This window comes from Baumannia cicadellinicola str. Hc (Homalodisca coagulata) (assembly GCF_000013185.1).
GTDB classification, from domain to species: domain Bacteria; phylum Pseudomonadota; class Gammaproteobacteria; order Enterobacterales; family Enterobacteriaceae; genus Baumannia; species Baumannia cicadellinicola_E.
Window position 1 is genome coordinate 326,667 of record NC_007984.1, and the last position, 20,902, is coordinate 347,568.

Consider the following 20,902-nt stretch of genomic DNA (forward strand, 5'->3'; position numbering starts at 1 on the left):
AAGCTGCATTGGATTATTTGTAATAAAAAATAAAATTTAACTTGTAAACCAATTTATCTATCATGATAACGCCTTTTTTAGACTGGCTAATAGTTTTCATCTATTGGTTGTCAATCACTAGTTTTTCTTTAAGAATTTTAATTAAACGTCGTGCTGTACCTTCAGCAATGGCTTGGCTCCTGATAGTTTATATTTTTCCTCTAGTAGGAATAATTATTTATCTGTTACTAGGTGAACTAAAGATTGGTAAACGTCGCTACAAACGTAATAAAGCAGTATGCGCTTTTTTTGATAATTGGATTGAACAATTCAAAAGTTATAATCAGATCTTTGCAACAGAAAATAGCGAAGTAGCTCGTTCGCTCTTTCAGTTATGTGAACACCAGCAGGGTATGAGTGGTCTAATAGGCAATAAAATACAACTATTTAATAACACCTACGAAGCTATGAAATCACTAATCCATGATATTAGCAATGCACAGCACAATATAGAAATAGTTTTTTATATTTGGCAATCAGGAGGTATTGTCGATCAAGTTACAGAAGCACTAATAGCTGCGGCACAGCGTGGTGTTCTTTGTCGGCTAATGTTAGATTCGGCGGGTAGCGGAAATTTTTTTTGTAGTCCTTACCCTACTTTAATGCGCAAGGCTGGGATTCATGTTGTAGAAGCATTACATGTAAGTATTTTACGTATATTCTTACGACGTATGGATTTACGTCAACATCGTAAGATGATTTTAATAGATAATTATATTTCTTATACTGGTAGTATGAATATGGTAGATCCACTTTATTTTAAACAAAAAGCTGGAGTTGGACAATGGATAGATATGATAACCCGTATAGAAGGACCAGTTACTATAGCTATGGGTATTATTTACTCTAGAGATTGGGAAATGGAAACTGGAGAAAGAATCCAAATACCAGCAGAAAATATTTTGCCACTAAAATATTATTCTTCTAGTAATGCAATTCAAGTCATAGCTTCTGGTCCAGGTTTTCCAGAAGGCATAATTCACCAAGCATTATTAACTGCAATTTACGCTGCTCGTGAACAATTGGTTATTACTACTCCTTATTTAGTACCGAGTGATGATTTACTATATGCAATTTGTACTGCTGCTCAACGTGGTGTAAAAGTACATATAATTATCCCAAGATATAATGATTCTATGCTAGTAAGCTGGGCTAGTCGTTCTTTTTTTGCCGAATTATTAGAATCAGGTGTACTAATTTACCAATTTGAAGGTGGTTTATTACATGCTAAAAGCGTACTTATAGATGATCAATTAAGCTTAGTAGGTACAGTCAATCTAGATATGCGCAGCTTATGGTTAAATTTTGAAGTAACCTTAGTCATTGATGCTAAAAGTTTTAGTAATGATCTTGCAAAGGTACATAAAGATTACATAGCTAGTTCACAAATTATTGACATAATAGTTTGGTCAAAACGTCCTTATTGGCAACGCATAATTGAGCGGATTGTTTATTTGTTAAGTCCATTACTATAAATATATAGATTTGGATTATGTTATTTAATCAATATCTTCTTAATATTCTTAATTTTAATAGATATATAATTAAATTAAGAATATTGATTGTTGATCTAATCAGCTTTTCATCTAAGAAAATATATACACCAATATAGATATATATCTATATTAGAGAAATACTAGATTATCTAACTAATTCTGAAATTAATTCAGTAATTATATGAATAATATAACGAACCTATATGGTTAAAAATATTAATTTTTAACTTTTTTGGGGAAAACTATAGGTATAAATATTTATATTTATAGGCTATAAAAAATATAACTATATATATAAAATATATTAGTATAAAGTATTGTAATTACTATTTAAAATATAAGAATCATCATCCAGGTATTGCAGAAAATATACTAGCGCTTTATGATGAGTCAAATAATCATATGTACTATTTTAATCTTCGAGATTAAGTAAATGAACGAAGCACTTAAGATTCTTAAGAATATTCGCACTTTACGCGCACAAACTAAAGAATGTACTCTAGAGACTCTAGAAGAAATGCTAGAGAAATTTGAAGTAGTAGTTAATGAAAGACGTAAGGAAAAGAATCAAGTTCAAGCTGAAATAGAAGAACGTACTAGAAAATTACAACAATATCGAGATATGTTGATTGCTGATGGTCTTGATCCTAATGAATTACTAAATACTCTTAGTAATACTAGAACTTCTAGTAAAAAAATTAGACGAACTGCACGTCCTGCTAAATACCAATATATTAATGAATATGGTCAGATTAAAACCTGGACTGGGCAAGGACGTACACCTACAGTTATAAAAACAGCTATTAATCAAAAGGGAAAAAAGCTAGAAGATTTTCTCCTATAAAATATTTTATTAGATATTTTTAGTAAGACTTTATTTTTGCTTATCTTATTTCATATAAGTACCATAGCGTAATGCTTCAATACGTTTATTAAGCGGTGGGTGAGACATAAAGAATTCACTCAATGATTTTTGGTATCCATTAATACAAAATATCTTTATATTATTTGTTACTTTTGGTTCGTAACTTGTTTTCAGTCTTTGAAGTGCAGCGATCATTTTATCGCAACCTACTATGTTAGCTGAACCTGCATCTGCGTAAAATTCACGGTAACGCGAAAACCATAAAACGATAATACTAGCTAATATGCCAAATGCTAATTCTAGTATTGTTGATACGATCATATATACTAGTTTATTACCGTTGTTACTTTCTTCATTATTTGATCCGATGAAACCTGCTGTTAATTGCGCTAAAAACCGCGATATAAAAATAACAAAAGTATTTACTATGCCACTTATCAAGGTTATTGTAACCATATCTCCATTTGAGATATGACTTATTTCATGTGCTATAACTGCTTCTATTTCAGTACGAGGCATATTTTGTAACAAGCCTGTACTAACTGCTACTAGTGAATTATTACGACTAGGACCGGTAGCAAAAGCATTCATATCAGGAGCATTATAAATGGCTACTTGCGGCATAGTTATTCCTATCTTTTGAGCTTGGTTAAGAATAATATTCAGCAACCAGTGTTCTGTTTCGTTCTGTGGCTGCGATATTACTTTTCCACCTACAGAACGTAGTGCTATGAATTTAGACATTAATAATGAAATAAATGCTCCGCAGAAACCAAATAGTCCAGAGATAATCATTAACCTAACTGTATTAGATGAATGGGTACCTACACAGGTTAATAATATACCAAAAACTACCATTACTGCTAAATTAGTAAGTAAAAAAATAACAATACGCATCATAATAAATACCATCTTAAGAAGTTAATTTCTAAAGAGAAATTAGATTAAATATGTATAAATAATAGTTTATAGTATTAAGCTACTGAATATAATTAAGCTAATATTAGCTATCTTTGTTATAAAATCAATATAGATAAGCTTAATAAATTTTTAATTTTATACTATATTAATTAGATAAATATTTATAATAATTTTATTAAACTACTATGATAATGTTTTAAACATTTGATCGATTAAGAATATTCCATTATAGTTAATATTTACTAGTTTTAGTTGATCTAATATATATTTAAATCTATTTTCTTCTTTCTGTTGTTCAGCTATATACCACTGTAGAAAGTAAAATGTAGAATAATCTTGTAGTGTTATAGCTGTATGTACTAACTGGTTAATATTTTGAGTAAGATTTTGCTCATGTTGGTAGGCAATCTGAATTAGTTCAGTCAGTGAAGAGTAATCTATTGGTGGAGCTTTAATATAACCTACTATAGGCATAGTACCTATGTCATTTAAATAGTCAAATAGACGATATATATGGTTATTTTCTTCTTGTGACTGCTTTTTAAAAAAACTACTTACACCTTCAAAACCTTTATTTTTACACCAACTACTCATTTGTAAATAAAGATTAACAGAAAAAATTTCTAAGTTTAGTTGTTCATCAAGCTTAGTTTTTATTTCGCTTTTTAACATAATTTATTTCCGTTTATTAAATAATTTAAATTAGTATATCTGTTAGTTATTATTTTTAATAAATTATATAACATCAATTATTTTCTTTTAATTTTCTAATTCATGCCAAGAACGATTATCTTGATTCATTAATTCAAATGATGCTATTGGTCCCCAGGTACCTGCTTTATATAATTGCAGTGTATCATTACTTAATTTCCACGATTCTAGAATAGAATCTACCCATTTCCATGCTTCTTCTACTTCGTCCCTACGGACAAAAAGGGCCTGAATACCGCGCATAGTTTCGAGTAATAATCTTTCGTAACCATCGGACAAATGAACTTTATTAAAGGTTTTTGTAAAATTAAGATCTAATTTAGTGGTTTGTAAACGGTGTTTATGATCTAAATGAGGTATTTTTTTTAAAATCTGAATTTCTATTCCTTCGTCTGGTTGTAGACGAATTATTAGTTTATTAGCAGGTAGTTCATGATAAGAATCATGAAATAAGTTAATTGGTGGATTTTTAAAATATACAACTACTTCTGAACATTTTACTGGTAAACGCTTACCCGTACGTAAATAAAATGGTACCCCAACCCATTGCCAATTATCAATATCTACACGTACCGAAATAAAAGTTTCGGTATTGCTGTTTTTATTTGCTCCTCTTTCTTCTAAATAGCCAGGTACTTTTCTTCCATGAACTATACCAGCAGTATATTGTCCACGTACAGTAGTATAATTTATATTATTATGATTTATTGGTCGTAGTGAACGTAATACTTTAACTTTCTCATCACGGATACTATCTGTAGTTAAATTTGCAGGAGGTGCCATAGCGATAATAGTTAAGATTTGCAGTAAATGACTTTGTATCATGTCACGTAATTGACCTACTTGATCAAAATAATCCCAACGTCCTTCGATACCAACTTCTTCAGCGACAGTGATTTGTACGTGATCTATAGTACGGTTATTCCAATTATTAGAGAACAAAGAATTTGCAAATCGTAAAGCAAGTAAATTAAGTACAGTTTCTTTACCAAGATAATGATCAACACGGTATACTTGAGTTTCGTCAAAGTATTTTGATACTTGATTATTAATCATCAATGATGAAGCAAGACTAGTACCTAATGGTTTTTCCATGACAATCCGATTAGGATGTTTATTAATACCTACTCTACCTAATCCTTGACAAATAGAACTAAAAGTCGTTGGTGGCATAGCCAAATAATTAATAGTAATTCTATTAGATAAATCTAGTTTTTTCGCTAATATGCTAAAATTACAAATATTATTCACATCCAGATTGCAAAAACTTAATCGAGCACTTAATATGCTCCATAGTTTTTCGTCTATGGGTTCTTTTATGAAAGTTTCTAGTGCCTGACGTACCATATAAATATATGCATTAACATCCCATTCTGCACGACCAATACCAATAATCCTTGTATCTGGATGGATATAACCTAATTTTTCTAAATGATACAATGAAGGTAGTAATTTACGGCGAGCTAAATCTCCTTTTGTGCCAAAGATAACAAAATCACATGCTTGGGCTATGGATATCACAGCCATGTTCTTCTCCTAGACGAAAGAGAGCTATATGAATATAGATTGAATCTGTAGTTATAAATAGCTAACTTTAATGAATTCTATTAATATTATTTATATTATTTTATATTCATATAAAAATACAATTATTTATTACTTCAAATCTATTTATGTTTAGATTAGACTAATCTACAAGGAATTATATTATAAACATAAATAAAGTCAATTTTCTAGAAATAGAGATTATATTTTATGTTTAATCTAATCTATTTTAGATATTATTTTTATATCTTATTTTCAAGATATATAATATTAATTCAATAAATGACAATTCAATTTTATATTTATAAGCAGAAAAACAAGTGTAAGCCTTATTATTTACTGAGCGTGAATATTTCAAAGAATAACATACCTTAATTAAGCTACTACTCTATGGAGTTATGTATGTTAAGACGGTTAAGAAGAACAAAAATCGTAACTACTCTTGGTCCTGCTACAGATCGCGATGATAATCTAAAAAAAGTTATTTTAGCTGGTGCTAATGTGGTACGCCTAAATTTTTCTCATAGTACTGCAGAAGATCATATAAGACGTGCCCAAGAAGTACGGAAAATTGCTGCTAGCTTAGGGTGTCATATAGCTATTCTAGGTGATTTACAGGGACCTAAGATTCGTATATCTACTTTTTGCGATGAAGGTATTTTATTATCTGCTGGTGATCACTTTATACTTGACGCTACCATTGCATGTGGAGTAGGTGACCGTAAAAGAGTTGGTATTGACTATAAAGACTTACCTAATGATGTATTTCCAGGCGATATTTTGCTATTAGATGATGGTAAGATACAATTAAAAGTCCTTAAAGTTGAAACATTTAGTGTTCATACTCAAGTAACAATTGGTGGTTGGCTATCTAATCATAAAGGAATTAACAAATTAGGGGGAGGTCTTTCTGCTCATGCTCTAACAAAAAAAGACCAAGCAGATATAATTACTGCTGCTAAGATTGGTGTGGACTACTTAGCAATATCTTTTCCACGTGATGGAAAAGATATTCTTTATGCCCGTCAGTTAGCGCAAAATGCAGGCTGTCATGCCAAAATTGTCTCTAAAATAGAAAGAGCTGAAGTAGTTTACTCTGATCAAGCTATAGAAGATATGATTTTAGCTTCTGATGTAATTATGGTAGCAAGAGGGGATTTAGGTGTTGAAATAGGAGATGCAGAATTAGTAGGTATTCAAAAAAAACTAATTCAACGAGCACGTCAGTTAAACCGAGCTGTTATTACCGCAACTCAGATGATGGAATCTATGATAAATAACTTAATTCCTACTCGTGCAGAAGTAATGGACGTAGCTAATGCAGTAATAGATGGTACTGATGCGGGTATGCTTTCTGCAGAGACAGCATCTGGTCATTATCCTGCTGAAACAGTAGCTGCTATGGCAAAGGTGTGTCTAGGAGCTGAAAAGATCCCTAGTGTAAATATTTCTAAACACCGAATAGATGTGCAGTTTGATAATATCGAAGAAACCATTGCTATGTCAGCAATGTACGCAGCAAATCATCTAAAAGGAATTACTGCAATTATATCAATGACAAAGTCTGGTCGTACTGCACTAATGATGTCTCGTATAAGTTCAGGATTACCAATATTTGCTTTATCACGTCATGAACATACATTAAACCTTACAGCTTTATATCGTGGAGTAACACCAATTTATTTTAATGATCAAACACAAAAGGAAGGAGGAGTAGCAACAGCTATTCATATGACACGATTACTACGTAATCAAGGTTTTTTAAAGGTTGGTGATTTAGTAATTATTACCCAAGGTGATATAATTGATACAGTAGGAACTACTAACACAAGCCGAATCTTATTAGTAGAATAATCTTTATCATATAAAGATACTTCATACTTAAATGAGTATTCTATTTAGCTTATCTAAAAGTTAAATTAAATATTTAACATATAATCTATAAAATATTCGTAATAATTTTATTTCTAATAAAACATACTAATATGATCACTATATAACAATATTTTTCTATACTACGGTTAATAAGTTATAAGTGATCAAATGAAAGGTATCTATTATATCAAAGATTAGATTCATCTAAAAAAAGTAATATTTAACTACTAATTATAAATTTAATCTTTTAAGTATCATGCTAAATTTCATAATTTGATTCTATATCACTCCCTAACTATGCTATCACATAACTAATTAATACTATTTGGTATCAATTTAAATAAATTAATCATTAACATAAATTAATAATGCATAATTGTTGTGACTAGGAATAACAAATGGAAACTAAAAATAGCATGGAAGAAATTCATAGTACTATTCCAGTACCAACTAGAAAGGCTAGATTTCTAAAAAAAATGTTCGCTTTCTCTGGTCCTGGAGCACTGGTTGCAGTTGGGTATATGGATCCAGGTAACTGGATTACCTCTATTCAAGGAGGTGCCCAATATGGTTATTTATTAATATCAGTAATATTAATGTCAAGTTTAATAGCTATGCTATTGCAAGTTATGTGCGCCAAGCTCGGTATAGTTACAGGGATGGATTTAGCACAAGCTACAAAAGCTTTAGTTGGACAACGTACTGCTATAGTTCTATGGTTAACTACTGAATTAGCTATTATTGCTACAGAAATAGCCGAGATTATTGGTAGTGCAATTGCACTAAACTTATTATTTAATATACCATTATTACTCGGTGTAGTTATTACTATCATAGATGTACTAATACTTTTAACTTTAATTAAGTTTAGTCTCAGAAAAATAGAAGCAATTGTCTTCTGTTTAATTATTACTATTTTTATTATTTTTTCTTATGAAGTTGCTTTAACAAACCCTAATTTAGTTTTAATTATCCGTTCATTTATTCCAAACACAGAAATTTTTACTGCTCAGGTTTCTGGAGGTGATTCTGCTTTTTTCATTGCACTAGGAATTGTAGGAGCTACAGTAATGCCGCATAATCTTTATTTACATTCTTCTATTGTTCAGTCTCGTCAATATGTGAGAACTGATAAAAAAGCTTTAGAAGAAGCTATACGTTATGCGACTATAGATTCAAATATGCAGTTAGGTTTTTCATTTATTATTAATTGTTTATTGTTAATTCTTGGGGCATCTTTATTTTTTGGGAAAAATCCTGAAGATATTGGTAGGTTTGCTCAACTTTATAATGCATTACAAGATCCTAATATGGCAGGAGCGATAGCAAGTTCTACATTAGCTACATTATTCGCTATAGCATTACTTGCCTCTGGGCAAAATGCCACCATCACCGGAACATTAACTAGCCAAATTGTTATGGAAGGTTTCCTTAATTTTACTTTACCTCTTTGGCAACGACGAATAATAAATAGGTTAATAGCTATTATTCCGATCATATCTTGCATTTACTTATGGGGAGAAACAGGAAATGTAATCGAAAAACTGCTCGTTTATACACAAGTATTTTTAAGTATAGCTTTACCAATTTCTATGGTCCCACTATTATATCTTACCTCTTCAAGGAAAAAGATGGGTATCTTTGTTAACTGTAAGATATTTATTATTATAGGTTGGTTAGCTAATACGATTCTAATTGCTCTTAATATACAATTAGTAATTAAAACTATTAATATGCTAATAGGCTGATTAGTTATTCAAGTTGTTAGATATTAATTGTTAATAGTATGAGATAAATAATATTGAATAAATAAAAATCACCTCTAATCTATTAACATTTATAGATATGGATTAATTTTTTTAATTAATTAAATAATCCTAATGATTAAAGTTAAATAACTTTAGCTATTAATTACCAAATATTATATATCTCTTGATTGCTTTAAACTAAAGTGACGATATGCTTCAGCTGTAGCAATACGTCCACGTGGTGTGCGCTGAAGAAAACCTTGCTGTATTAAAAATGGTTCTAGTACATCTTCTATGGTTTCTCTTTCCTCACCAATAGCTGCAGCTAGATTATCTAGACCTACTGGTCCACCTAAAAACTTATTGATAATTACTAATAATAATTGCCGATCCATGAAATTAAAACCTGCAGTATCAACATTTAGCATATTTAGGGCATTCATAGCCACATTGTTAGTAATCTTACCTGCTGCGCGTACTTCTGCAAAATCTCGTACTCTTCGTAGCAAACGAAGAGCAATGCGTGGGGTCCCACGTGCACGTTTAGCAATTTCACTTAACCCACCATCAGTAATACTCAAAGAAAGATTCGCTGCACTACGACTAATAATATTTTGTAGATCTTTAGTAGGATAAAATTCTAAACGTTGTACAATACCAAAACGATCACGCAAAGGCGAAGTAATAGATCCTATTCTAGTAGTAGCACCAACCAGAGTAAATGGTGGAATTTGTATTTTTATTGAACGTGCTGCAGGACCTTCACCTATAATGATATCTAACTTATAATCTTCCATTGCGGGATATAATATCTCTTCAATTACTGGTGATAAACGATGAATTTCATCAATAAATAATACATCGTGTGGTTCTAAATTAGTTAATATAGCAGCTAAATCACCAGCTTTTTCTAAAACAGGACCAGATGTACTACGTAAGCTGCCCTCCATTTCATTTGCAATAATATTTGCAAGCGTAGTTTTACCTAAGCCAGGTGGACCAAAAAGCAATACATGATCTAAAGCATCACCTCGCATTTTGGCAGCTTGGATAAAAATTTTCATTTGTTCACGTACATTAGTTTGACCAATATAATCAACTAACTTTTTAGGTCTATAATCTACTATAGGATTATAATCTGTAATAATGGACGTGACATTTAAATTATCAGCTTCTATCATACTATCCTCTATAGAGTAGTACGTAACGCATCTCGTATTAATGTTTCACAATTCGCTCCTTCAATAGCTACTTTTTTAACCATTTTACTTGCTTCCTGATGGGTATAACCTAAGGAAATTAATGCGGTTATTGCTTCAATTTCAGTTTTAGCAAGTCCTTCTCCTATAGTAGCTAAAGAAAATAGCGATTTAGATGTTCCTTTTAATTTATCTTTCATTTCTATTACCAGACGTTCTGCAGTTTTTTTTCCAACTCCTGGTAATTTAGTTAACATATGAATTTCATTATGCTCAATAGCACTAAGAAATTGTTTTTCTGACATTCCTGCTAAAATAGCTAGCGCTAGTTTTGGTCCTACACCATTAATTTTAATTAATGCGCGGAACAATATCATATCTGGTTTTTTAATAAAGCCGAATAATAATTCGGTATCTTCACGTACAATACAATGAGTATACAAAATAGTTTCTTGACCTATTGCTGGTAATAGGCTAAAATTATTCATGGGGATAGCAATTTCGTAACCTATTCCGTTAATTTCCAATAATAATAACGGTGGTTGTTTTTCCAAAATAATACCTCTAAGACGTCCAATCACCTTGAACTTCCTTTTAAATATGTGATACTATGTAAAGTTAACTAACGTAGTCGACCTCTAGCAAGAATAAGATTTTTACTACTTATACGATTAGTATTTTCACTAATATAACAATGAGTAATAGCGATAGCTAATGCATCTGCTGCGTCAGTTTGCGGATTATTAGATAAATTTAGGATAGTACGTACCATATGTTTTACTTGGTGTTTATCCGCAGAACCAATTCCAACTAATGTTTTTTTTACCTGCCGTGCAGCATATTCAAATACTGGGATATTATTATTCATTGCTACTACAATAGCGACACTACGTGCTTGACTAAGCTTTAGTGCAGAATTCATATTTTTAGCAATGAAGAGCTGTTCAATAGCGAATACTAATGGTTTAAATTGAGTAATAACTTGATTTACATCGATATATATTCGTTTTAACCTATTAGGAAAATCATTTGTTTTCGTTCTGATGCATCCACTAGCTAAATAGCTAAGTATTTTTCCTTGCTTGCATATAACACCATAACCAGTAATCCGTGAACCTGGATCAATACCAAGAACTATAGTCATGAGTTAACCATATTTTTGTCTTTACTATTATAAATAATAAATATTTTACTCATGGTATTCGCGATATAAATCATATAACTTGGTAAAAATATTTGTTACGTTAATATAATATTCCAACATTAAAATAGATAATATATAGATTTGATAGTGACTATGTCTATATGAAACAACATTTATTAAAATTCAACTAACAATTAAATTTTACAACAAAAATAAACTTTAATTATTAATTAGCTGTTATTTTTTAATTTATTATAAATTAATATAATAGATATATTATACATAAAGTATATAATTAATGCGACTTTTTAGTGTATTGTTATGCTAGTGATGAAGATTCTCTTTTACTTAGAATAGCTATTCTAAGCTAATTTAATTTATAATAAAGATTTATATTATTTATTTTTTACTACTTTAAGTAAGTACTACATTTAGTAAATAATTTACTATTATATAATATAATAAATAATATATATTATTACTTTTTGCCTATTTAAATTTTATTCTTATCAAGAATCTCGATAGATAACTCTTTTAATGCTATAGTATTACCTATACTAGGAGCTTCTGTCATTAGATCTATAGCAGTAGTAGTTTTTGGGAATGCGATTACATCGCGTATATTTTCTGTACTTGTTAGTAGCATAACAAGGCGATCAAGACCAAATGCAAAACCAGCATGGGGAGGAGCACCATATTTTAATGCATCAATGAAAAAACCAAATTTTGAGGATTGTTCATTTCTAGTCATCCCTAATATACTAAATATAGTTTGTTGTAACTCAGCACAGTGAATTCGTACTGAACCACTACCGACTTCATATCCGTTAATTACCATATCATAAGCATTAGCTTTTGCTTTTAATGGATATTGTAATAGAGTTGGTATATCAATGTTTTTAGGTGCCGTAAATGGATGATGTACAGCATGTAAATTACCTTCATCATCTTTCTCAAACATGGGAAAATCTACGATCCATAGCGGAGCCCAACTATTTTCTCTATTTAATTTTAGATCACAACCTAACTTAATTCTTAAAGCCCCCATCACATTGTTAATAATGTTATTATTACCAGCTGCAAAGAATAAAATATCACCATCACAAGCTCCAGTACGTTCTATAATACTCATTATATCTTCTGGTAATAGATATTTTGTTATAGAACTTTGTGTTGTTTTTACTCCGTCTTTGCCCTGATAAACTTTCATCCATATAATAAATTTAATACCATAAGTTTGAATATACTTCTCGTATTTTTTAATATCATTAAGGCTTAATTTAGCACCGTTAGGTACGCGTAGTGCTACTACTCGGTTTTTAATATCCTTAGCTATATCAGCTAAAATTGTACATGTAGTATTTTTAACTAAATCTACTACATCAACTATTTCAATAGGATTTCTTAAATCAGGTTTATCAGAACCAAAACGATACATAGCTGCCGTATAGCTCATATACTGAAAATTTTCTAGTTCTACTTCTTGAATTTCACGCCATAAATGACGAACCAAATCTTCCATTATTTTACATATTTGTTCTGCGTTTATAAATGACGCTTCTACATCTATTTGAGTAAATTCAGGTTGTCTATCTGCACGCAAATCTTCATCACGAAAACATTTAACAATCTGATAATAACGATCGAAACCTGATATCATAAGTAATTGTTTAAATAATTGTGGTGATTGCGGTAGTGCATAAAATTGTCCTTTATGAACACGGCTTGGTACTAAGTAGTCACGAGCTCCTTCTGGAGTAGTTTTTGTTAGCATTGGTGTTTCTATATCCAAGAAACCTTTCTTTTCCATAAAATGGCGAACTAAGCTAGTAATTTTGGCGCGTAATTTTAGGCGTTGTGCCATTTCCGGATTTCGTAAATCTAAATAGCGAAATTTTAATCGTTGTTCTTCATTATTATGAAAGTTAATATCTAATGGTAGTGGTTGTGAACTATTCAGTATAGTAAGGTTTGTAGCTAAAACTTCTATTTCTCCCGTTGTTATATTATAGTTAATTTGTTTATCTAAACGAGTACGTACAATACCATGTAATTGTATGCAAAAGTCATTACGTAATTTTGCCGCATTAGAAAAAATACTTGGATGCGTTAAATCAAAAACAACTTGTACTCTGCCTTCTCTATCACTAAGTTCAATAAAAATTAAGCGACCAAGATTTCTATAGCGATAAACCCAACCACATAGAATAACTTCTTGCCCAAGATGTGATTTATTTAGTTGTCCGCAGTATATAGTACGCATCAAGAATATGGTCCTTTTTATTGATTAATAAAAAATCAATATTATGAAAATATTTGATTAAAGATAAAATCGAAAAAGCTAATTTTAAATAGATATCGTTCATTAAATATAATTGATTTTGTTCATCAAATTAATTATTACTAAATTCATCTATCTATATAATAGATAATTTTAATAGAACAAAATTAATATTTTACTACGGCAGCTATAATTCTATTTATTCTTTAAAAATTATTAAATTCAGGAATGATACATTTGTTTTTTTGTTGTAAAAAACTTAAAACTCTTTGTGGAGAAACATTAAGGATACGATCTATTGGAAATGATTCTTCTTGTAAAATACGCTGACAATGATGAAAATTTCCTAATGACCAAGAGATATGAGAGTCAGATCCAAGAGATAACCAACCATTAGCATCACGAACAGCTGCTACTATTGCACGACAATTAGGTTCACTACCTACTCTTGAATGAGTAAAAGAAGAATTATTGAGTTCTAATGCAACCTGATAACGTGCGGCTGCTGTAGCTATAGCAGAAATATCAACAGGGTAATTTGGATTACCAGGATGGCTAATAATATGTACTTGACCTTGTGCCATAGTTGCAATCATAGCAGTTGTATGCGTTTTAACATCTTGTGGTGGAAAAACCGTCTCATGAAAACCTGCAATAACTAAATCAAGTTTAGTAAATTTATTGGTATAATCAATATCACCATTAATATTTTTAATATTAGCTTCAATACCACGTAACACACCAATACCATTAATAATACGTGGCCAAATACGCATATTTATAAAATAATACTCATGTGGAGAATCAACCATATCTGGACCATGATCTGTAATAGCAATTAATTTTATACCTTTTTGTTTAGCCTCAGCTATATAATCTTGTAGTGTGCTATAAGCATGAGTACTAGCAATAGTATGTACATGTAGATCCACGGGATACATACATTATCCTTTATGAAAAAATTTTTGAAACGGATTATTAGTAATTTCTTTTGATTATAGTATGCATTTCATATACAGCATAATTTAATACTTTATGACTTTATGAAAAGTAGCTTTTATATGTAAAATATCATATACTTTATGTATATACAAGATGTTTTAGATTAGATAAAATTCACGTTAAGAATTTACCTAGTTATACAATTAACTATTCTAGATAAAATAAATAGTTATGGTGAGGTGTCCGAGTGGATTAAGGAACAAGTTTGGAAAGCTTGTATATATTAAACTGTATCGAGGGTTCGAATCCCTCTCTCACCGACAATTAATGGATAACTAATAACTATCCAAGTATAGTTAATCCTTGCATATATGATCTTAGTGATTTTGGTACTTCAATTCTTCCATCTGCTAACTGGTAATTTTCTAGTATGGCAATAAGAGTACGACCAATAGCTAAACCAGAACCATTTATAGTATGTAAAAAACGTAATTGTTTATCTTTTTTATTACGATAACGTGCAAGTACACGGCGTGTTTGAAAATCACTAGTATTAGAGCAAGAAGATACCTCACAATAAATGTTTTGTGATGGTAGCCATACTTCTAGATCATAAGTTTTACTTGATGCAAAACCTGTATCGCCTGTGCATAATAAGACTTTACGATAATGTAGATTTAATAATTGCAGTACTTTTTCAGCATGCTTAGTCATTTCTTCTAGTGCTATCATCGAATGTTCCGGTTTAATAGCCTGAACCATCTCTACTTTATCAAATTGATGCATTCTGATTAGACCATGTGTATCACGTCCATATGAGCCTGCTTCAGCACGAAAACATGGTGTATTAGCTGTCATTTTTAGAGGTAAAATATTTTCATCAAAAATTTTATCACGTAGTAGATTAATTAATGGTACTTCTGCTGTTGGTATTAAAGTATAAATATTTGATATATTTTCTTTATTTATAGATTGTATATGAAATAAATCTTCATAAAATTTAGGTAAATGGCCAGTACCATATAACGAAGTGCGATTAACTAAATATGGTAAATAGTACTCTTCATAACCATGTTGTTGAGTATGTAAGTCTAACATAAATTGTGATAGTGCGCGGTATAAACGAGCAATTTGTCCCCTTATTACGACAAAACGTGTTCCAGCTAGTTTTACCCCAGCTGTAAAATCTATATTACCCGTTATATAACCTAAATTAACATGATCTTTTATTGGAAAATTATACTTACGTGGTTCACCCCAGCGTTTTATTTCAATATTATCTTTTTTATCACTACCATAAGGTACATCATCAGCTGGAATATTAGGTAATAAAAGCATATAGTCATTAATTAATTGTTTTAATGAAGATAGTTCTGATTTTGTTTGTTTTAATTGTTCATTAATTTGATTAATTTCTTGACATAGTATAGTAATATTTTCTCCGTTAGCTTTTGCCAGATTAACTATTCTTGATTTTGACTTACGTATAAATTGTAGATGTTCTTTTTTAATTTGTAATTGTTTACGGAGTGCTTCTTGTTGATTAACTTTATCTACCGCTAATAAAAAATTTTTGCTAGCTAATTTTTTAGCTACTATTTTTATATCATGACGTAATAAGTATGGATCAAGCATATTTACCTACATCTTTTTTATTTGGTTAAAGTAATATACTAAGATATAATTATTATATATAATGTATATTTTTCTATAATCAGTTTTTAGAGCTAAAAGCTATCTTTTTATTAAGATAAATCATACTTTAATTTTAACAAGATTAAATATTAATTTCGTTGATCATCTAAAGTAATACCTAATGGTAATTTTAATTTAAATTCATCAATATTTATTACTTTTTTATTCTGGTAGTTAAATATATAAGTATTACATAGACCATTTGATTCAAAAGAAGAAAAAGATTTTATTTTTCCATCTGAGGTAATATTAATTATTGCTTTATTGAAAGATCCTAAATTTAGTTTAGGAACTAATATAAAATTATCTCCTTGTCTTTTTACATTAAACTTTTTCCAATCTGAATTACGGTTATAAACAATTAGTAACAATGGAGTATTATTTATTATTTCTTTTAACCAACTTATCATTACTTGTTCAACAAATGGATTATAAAACCATAGTGTTTTTCCATCAGAAATTAATACACTTTCATCTGGTGATATCATTTGTAATTTAAAATAATTAGGCAATTTTATCCATATTTTACCTATATTTTTTTGTATTAACATGCCTTCTGAGCTTGTTGTGTTTTGAATAAAGTCAGCGTAAAAATTATGAATTTCAGTTAAGCGATGTCGTAATATATTAGTATTATTTGCAAAAACGCATTGAGTAGGTATAAATAAATATACTAGTAGTATTATTTTACTGAACTTTTTATGAAAAATAAACATAATCTATATTATTATATCATAGTAATAAATACAGTATACTATACTAATATTAGTATGTAGACCTACTAAATTTTTAGATCGTTGTTACAGATAAGAAAAAATTAAGAATTATTGGCTATTTTTTTCCAGTAGTTAACTACTGCATATATCTCTTCATCCTGTACAAAAACACCATGCACTCGTATGGGTAATGAAGAATTAGAAGCAAGATAAAGCATATCTCCCATACCAAGTAAAGACTCTGCACCAGATTGATCTAAAATAGTTCGTGAATCTATTTTACTAGATACAGCAAAAGCAATACGAGTTGGAATATTTGCTTTTATTAGACCAGTAATTACATCTACTGATGGACGTTGTGTAGCAAGCACTAAATGAATACCAGAAGCTCTAGCTTTTTGTGCTAAACGAATAATTAGTTCTTCGATATTTTTCCCCATAATCATCATTAAATCCGCTAATTCATCTATTATTATTACAATATATGGTAATATTTCTGTAGTATTAATCTTAGTATACTTTGATAATTTTTTTGCTTGAAGATATTTATTATAATTAGTTAAATTACGTACCCCAATTGTAGACATTAATTGGTAACGTCTTTCCATTTCGCCAATACACCAATTTAATACATTAGCTACATTATTCATATTTGTAATAACATCTGTTAAAAGATGCGGGATATCTTGATAAATAGATAATTCTAACATTTTAGGATCAATCATAATAAAACGTACTTCTTTTGGTGTAGCTTTATATAGCATACTTAAAATCATAGCATTGATGGCTACTGATTTTCCTGATCCGGTAGTACCTGCTACTAATAAATGAGGCATATCAATTAAATTAACTATAACTGTATTACCAATAATATTTTTTCCTAAGGCTAAAGATAATGGTGAAGTGACATTACGAAACTGTTCACTATTAAATACTTCACGTACAGAAATTATTTGGCGTTGCTTATTAGCAATATCCAAACCTACATAAGGTTTACCAGGAATAATTTCTACTAAATGTACTTTATTTGTTGATAAAGCACGGGCTAGATCTAAAACTAAACTAGAAATACGAGATACTTTTACACCAGGTGCTAAATCTAACTCAAAACGGGTAATAACTGGTCCTGAAAATATTCCTACTACTTTTACTTGTATATGATAACTAGCTAAACAGTTTTCTATTAAACTTGCTGTTTGCTCTAAAAGACTTATATCAGTTTTAGGTTTATCTTTTAAATTATTAGTTAATAGATCTATTGTAGGTAATTTTATAGAAGATTTATTAAAATAATTATCTATTTTAGCGATCTTTTTGTTTATTGAATTATGTTGTTCCGATGTAGATTGGTTACTATTAGCATTGATTATTAGATATTTTTTGCGATTTATAGTTAAAGGATATTTAGTTATGTGATTTATACAATGTAATTTTTTAGCTTTATTTAATTTTTTATTATCTAATTTTTTTTTGCTTAAATTTTTATTACAAATATAAATGATTCTACTAACTATTAGTTTAGTTAATAGAATTAATAAATTAGTGATTTTTTTTATAATATTTTTTAATAAATTATCTACTATTAATAATATGCTAATAATTAGACTTATTAATAATAATTTTGTTGTTTGTATTTTATCAAACCAATGCAATAAGGTACTACTAAAAAAGTAGCCAATTAATCCACCAGATGGAAAATTATATAAATTTTTTATATAAAGAGTAACTAAACTACAGGATGTAAAAAGTAATATTAAATAACAGATAAACTTAAAAGTTATAGTTAATAAATTTATTTTATAACGATTTAAAAAGATGAAATAGCTATAAAATAAAATTTTAAATGGTATAATATATGCTATTATACCAAAATATACTAATAAAGTTTTGGCTAAATATGCTCCAATTTTCCCACCTAAGTTATGAACCTGAACGTAGGAACTAATTTTTAACTGGCATATATTATCAGCACTAAAACTAATAAGAATTACTATTAAATACAATACTAAAATACTAACTATAGCTAGTATTATCATTGGTAATAACTGATTTTTAATTTTATATAGAAAGAATGTTCTATGTTGTATAGATTCCTGGTTCAAAACCAAGGGCTCCAATTTATCAATCAAATTATTTAATAATGAAATAACATTTAATATAAGTCAATTATGGATTTTAATCTAAATACAATTTAAATTGTTATTAATTTATATTAATTATTTAATTTTTTAAAAAATATCAGTTATTTAATATTTTAAGTTAAAATATACTACTTTATTTGAGATAAGATAAAATATGCATAACATAAGACATAATAATCTAATTATATTAGGCTCTGGACCAGCAGGATATACTGCAGCTATATATGCTGCACGTGCTAATCTTAATCCAGTTTTAATCACAGGGATAGAAAAAGGTGGTCAACTAGTAACTACTACTGAAGTAGAAAATTGGCCCGGAGATTCAAAAGATTTAACAGGTTCCATACTAATGGAACGTATGCATATACATGCAACTAAATATAATACAGAAATTATATCTGATAATATAATAAAAGTTAACTTAAAACAGTATCCCTTTTCCCTAAAAGGAGATCATACAACAGAATATACTTGTAATGTACTTATTATTGCTACTGGAGCATCTGCACGTTATTTAGGTTTATCATCGGAAAACGAATATAAAGGTAAAGGAGTTTCTGCTTGTGCTACTTGTGATGGTTTTTTTTATCGTAACCTTAAAGTAGCAGTTATTGGTGGTGGTAATACAGCTGTAGAAGAAGCCCTTTACTTATCTAATATAGCTAAAGAAGTACATCTTATCCATCGTCGTGAAATTTTTCGTGCTGAACCAATAATAATGGATAGACTAATGTATAAAGTTAATTTTGGTAATATTATTATCCATAAAAATAAAATAGTTCAGAACATATTAGGTGATAAAAGTATGGTAACCGGCATACAATTACAGCATTCCAATGCTGATAAGTTAGAAACTTTAGCTGTATCAGGAGTTTTTATTGCAATAGGACATAGTCCTAATACTACAATTTTTGAAAACCAACTAGTTTTACAAAATGGTTATATTAAAGTACAAGCAGGTATTAATGGTAATGCTACTGCAACATCTGTACCAGGTGTATTTGCTGCTGGTGATGTTATAGATAAAAATTATCGTCAAGCAATAACTGCTGCTAGTTCTGGTTGTATGGCAGCTTTAGATGCGCAACGTTACATAAATACCCAAAATAAATAGTAGATTTTTTGAGTATAATTTATCTATCTAAATTCTTCAGCAATTTAAAAATTAATCTACCATATTTTTATTAAAAGTATAATTAGTACTATAATAACTATATTTAGGATTCATATGACAAAAGAAGAAAGCATTGAAATACAAGGTATAGTATTAGATACATTAGCTAATGCTGTATTTCGGGTCGAACTAGAAAATGGTCATATAGTTACAGCACATATATCTGGTAAAATGCGTAAAAATTACATTCGTATATTAACAGGTGATAAAGTGACAGTAGAGTTAACTCCATATGATCTAAAAAAAGGCCGAATTACGTTTCGTAGCCGCTAATTTTTTAATTGTTATAAAAATATAGATTATTTTTATATTTGGATAAATTATAACTTGTCTTTTAGCTTCTAAAAAAATAAATATCTTTAAATTAAAAATTTWCTAATTAAAAAATTAGATTGCATAATTAATAATTA

General features: G+C 29.3%; 16 protein-coding genes, 1 tRNA gene and 2 pseudogenes. 7 read left to right on the plus strand and 12 right to left on the minus strand.

Going from position 1 to position 20,902, the window contains the following annotated elements; translation table 11 throughout:
* Positions 1–65 precede the first annotated feature (65 nt).
* Both cls and hns read left to right on the plus strand, forming a co-directional pair.
* Positions 66–1,514 carry a cardiolipin synthase gene (gene cls, locus BCI_RS01505; protein WP_041574935.1) on the plus strand — a complete coding sequence of 483 codons (1,449 nt, stop codon included), beginning with the start codon at positions 66–68 and terminating at the stop codon, positions 1,512–1,514.
* A gap of 454 nt (positions 1,515–1,968) precedes the next feature.
* Positions 1,969–2,379 carry a histone-like nucleoid-structuring protein H-NS gene (gene hns / locus BCI_RS01510; protein ID WP_011520488.1) on the plus strand — a complete coding sequence of 137 codons (411 nt, stop codon included), beginning with the start codon at positions 1,969–1,971 and terminating at the stop codon, positions 2,377–2,379.
* Between the two features lie 45 nt (positions 2,380–2,424).
* Here the strand turns inward: hns and htpX are convergent, their stop codons facing one another.
* From htpX to zwf, 3 genes are all read right to left on the minus strand, one after another.
* Positions 2,425–3,300 carry a protease HtpX gene (gene htpX, locus BCI_RS01515; RefSeq protein WP_011520489.1) on the minus strand — a complete coding sequence of 292 codons (876 nt, stop codon included), beginning with the start codon at positions 3,298–3,300 and terminating at the stop codon, positions 2,425–2,427.
* Between the two features lie 204 nt (positions 3,301–3,504).
* Complete coding sequence (gene ftnA / locus BCI_RS01520; protein WP_011520490.1) at positions 3,505–3,993, minus strand: non-heme ferritin; 489 nt, start codon at positions 3,991–3,993, stop codon at positions 3,505–3,507.
* 87 nt (positions 3,994–4,080) lie between these two features.
* On the minus strand, positions 4,081–5,559 hold the full coding sequence (gene zwf, locus BCI_RS01525; protein ID WP_011520491.1) for a glucose-6-phosphate dehydrogenase: 1,479 nt from the start codon (positions 5,557–5,559) through the stop codon (positions 4,081–4,083).
* A gap of 420 nt (positions 5,560–5,979) precedes the next feature.
* Here zwf and pyk point away from each other — a divergent pair, with 420 nt between their 5' ends.
* Positions 5,980–7,431 carry a pyruvate kinase gene (gene pyk / locus BCI_RS01530; protein WP_011520492.1) on the plus strand — a complete coding sequence of 484 codons (1,452 nt, stop codon included), beginning with the start codon at positions 5,980–5,982 and terminating at the stop codon, positions 7,429–7,431.
* A gap of 419 nt (positions 7,432–7,850) precedes the next feature.
* Positions 7,851–9,200: an Nramp family divalent metal transporter gene (locus BCI_RS01535; RefSeq protein WP_011520493.1), complete on the plus strand. Its 1,350-nt coding sequence runs from the start codon at positions 7,851–7,853 to the stop codon at positions 9,198–9,200.
* Between the two features lie 173 nt (positions 9,201–9,373).
* On the opposite strand, the gene ruvB is transcribed toward BCI_RS01535, so the two are convergent.
* The 5 genes from ruvB to BCI_RS01560 form a co-directional block, all read right to left on the minus strand.
* Complete coding sequence (ruvB, locus tag BCI_RS01540; RefSeq protein WP_011520494.1) at positions 9,374–10,381, minus strand: Holliday junction branch migration DNA helicase RuvB; 1,008 nt, start codon at positions 10,379–10,381, stop codon at positions 9,374–9,376.
* Between the two features lie 8 nt (positions 10,382–10,389).
* Complete coding sequence (gene ruvA / locus BCI_RS01545) at positions 10,390–10,980, minus strand: Holliday junction branch migration protein RuvA (protein ID WP_011520495.1); 591 nt, start codon at positions 10,978–10,980, stop codon at positions 10,390–10,392.
* Between the two features lie 41 nt (positions 10,981–11,021).
* Positions 11,022–11,543, minus strand: coding sequence for a crossover junction endodeoxyribonuclease RuvC (gene ruvC / locus BCI_RS01550; RefSeq protein WP_011520496.1), 522 nt, complete (start codon positions 11,541–11,543; stop codon positions 11,022–11,024).
* A 493-nt stretch (positions 11,544–12,036) separates the two neighbouring features.
* Positions 12,037–13,806, minus strand: a complete 1,770-nt coding sequence (aspS, locus tag BCI_RS01555) for an aspartate--tRNA ligase (RefSeq protein ID WP_011520497.1) — start codon at positions 13,804–13,806, stop codon at positions 12,037–12,039.
* 224 nt (positions 13,807–14,030) lie between these two features.
* The gene (locus BCI_RS01560) at positions 14,031–14,765 is read right to left on the minus strand and encodes a phosphatase (RefSeq protein ID WP_011520498.1); all 735 of its coding nucleotides are present in this window, start codon (positions 14,763–14,765) and stop codon (positions 14,031–14,033) included.
* A gap of 234 nt (positions 14,766–14,999) precedes the next feature.
* Between BCI_RS01560 and BCI_RS01565 the strand changes: the two genes are divergently transcribed.
* Positions 15,000–15,086: transfer RNA gene (locus tag BCI_RS01565), tRNA-Ser, on the plus strand.
* Between the two features lie 22 nt (positions 15,087–15,108).
* Here the strand turns inward: BCI_RS01565 and serS are convergent.
* The 4 genes and pseudogenes from serS to BCI_RS03365 form a co-directional block, all read right to left on the minus strand.
* Entirely contained in the window at positions 15,109–16,401 is a 1,293-nt protein-coding gene (gene serS, locus BCI_RS01570) for a serine--tRNA ligase (protein ID WP_011520499.1), read from the minus strand.
* Positions 16,402–16,550: 149 nt separating this feature from the next.
* A complete protein-coding gene (lolA, locus tag BCI_RS01575) occupies positions 16,551–17,177 on the minus strand; it encodes an outer membrane lipoprotein chaperone LolA (protein ID WP_011520500.1) in 627 nt (208 codons plus the stop codon).
* Positions 17,178–17,299: 122 nt separating this feature from the next.
* Positions 17,300–18,529 (minus strand): annotated as a pseudogene (locus tag BCI_RS01580) (DNA translocase FtsK); the annotation flags it as partial.
* A gap of 204 nt (positions 18,530–18,733) precedes the next feature.
* A pseudogene (locus BCI_RS03365) lies at positions 18,734–19,213 on the minus strand (DNA translocase FtsK 4TM domain-containing protein); the annotation flags it as partial.
* 259 nt (positions 19,214–19,472) lie between these two features.
* On the opposite strand from BCI_RS03365, the gene trxB reads away from it, so the two are divergent.
* Positions 19,473–20,432, plus strand: coding sequence for a thioredoxin-disulfide reductase (gene trxB / locus BCI_RS01585; RefSeq protein WP_011520502.1), 960 nt, complete (start codon positions 19,473–19,475; stop codon positions 20,430–20,432).
* 114 nt (positions 20,433–20,546) lie between these two features.
* Complete coding sequence (gene infA, locus BCI_RS01590) at positions 20,547–20,765, plus strand: translation initiation factor IF-1 (RefSeq protein WP_011520503.1); 219 nt, start codon at positions 20,547–20,549, stop codon at positions 20,763–20,765.
* The last annotated feature ends 137 nt before the right edge of the window (positions 20,766–20,902 follow it).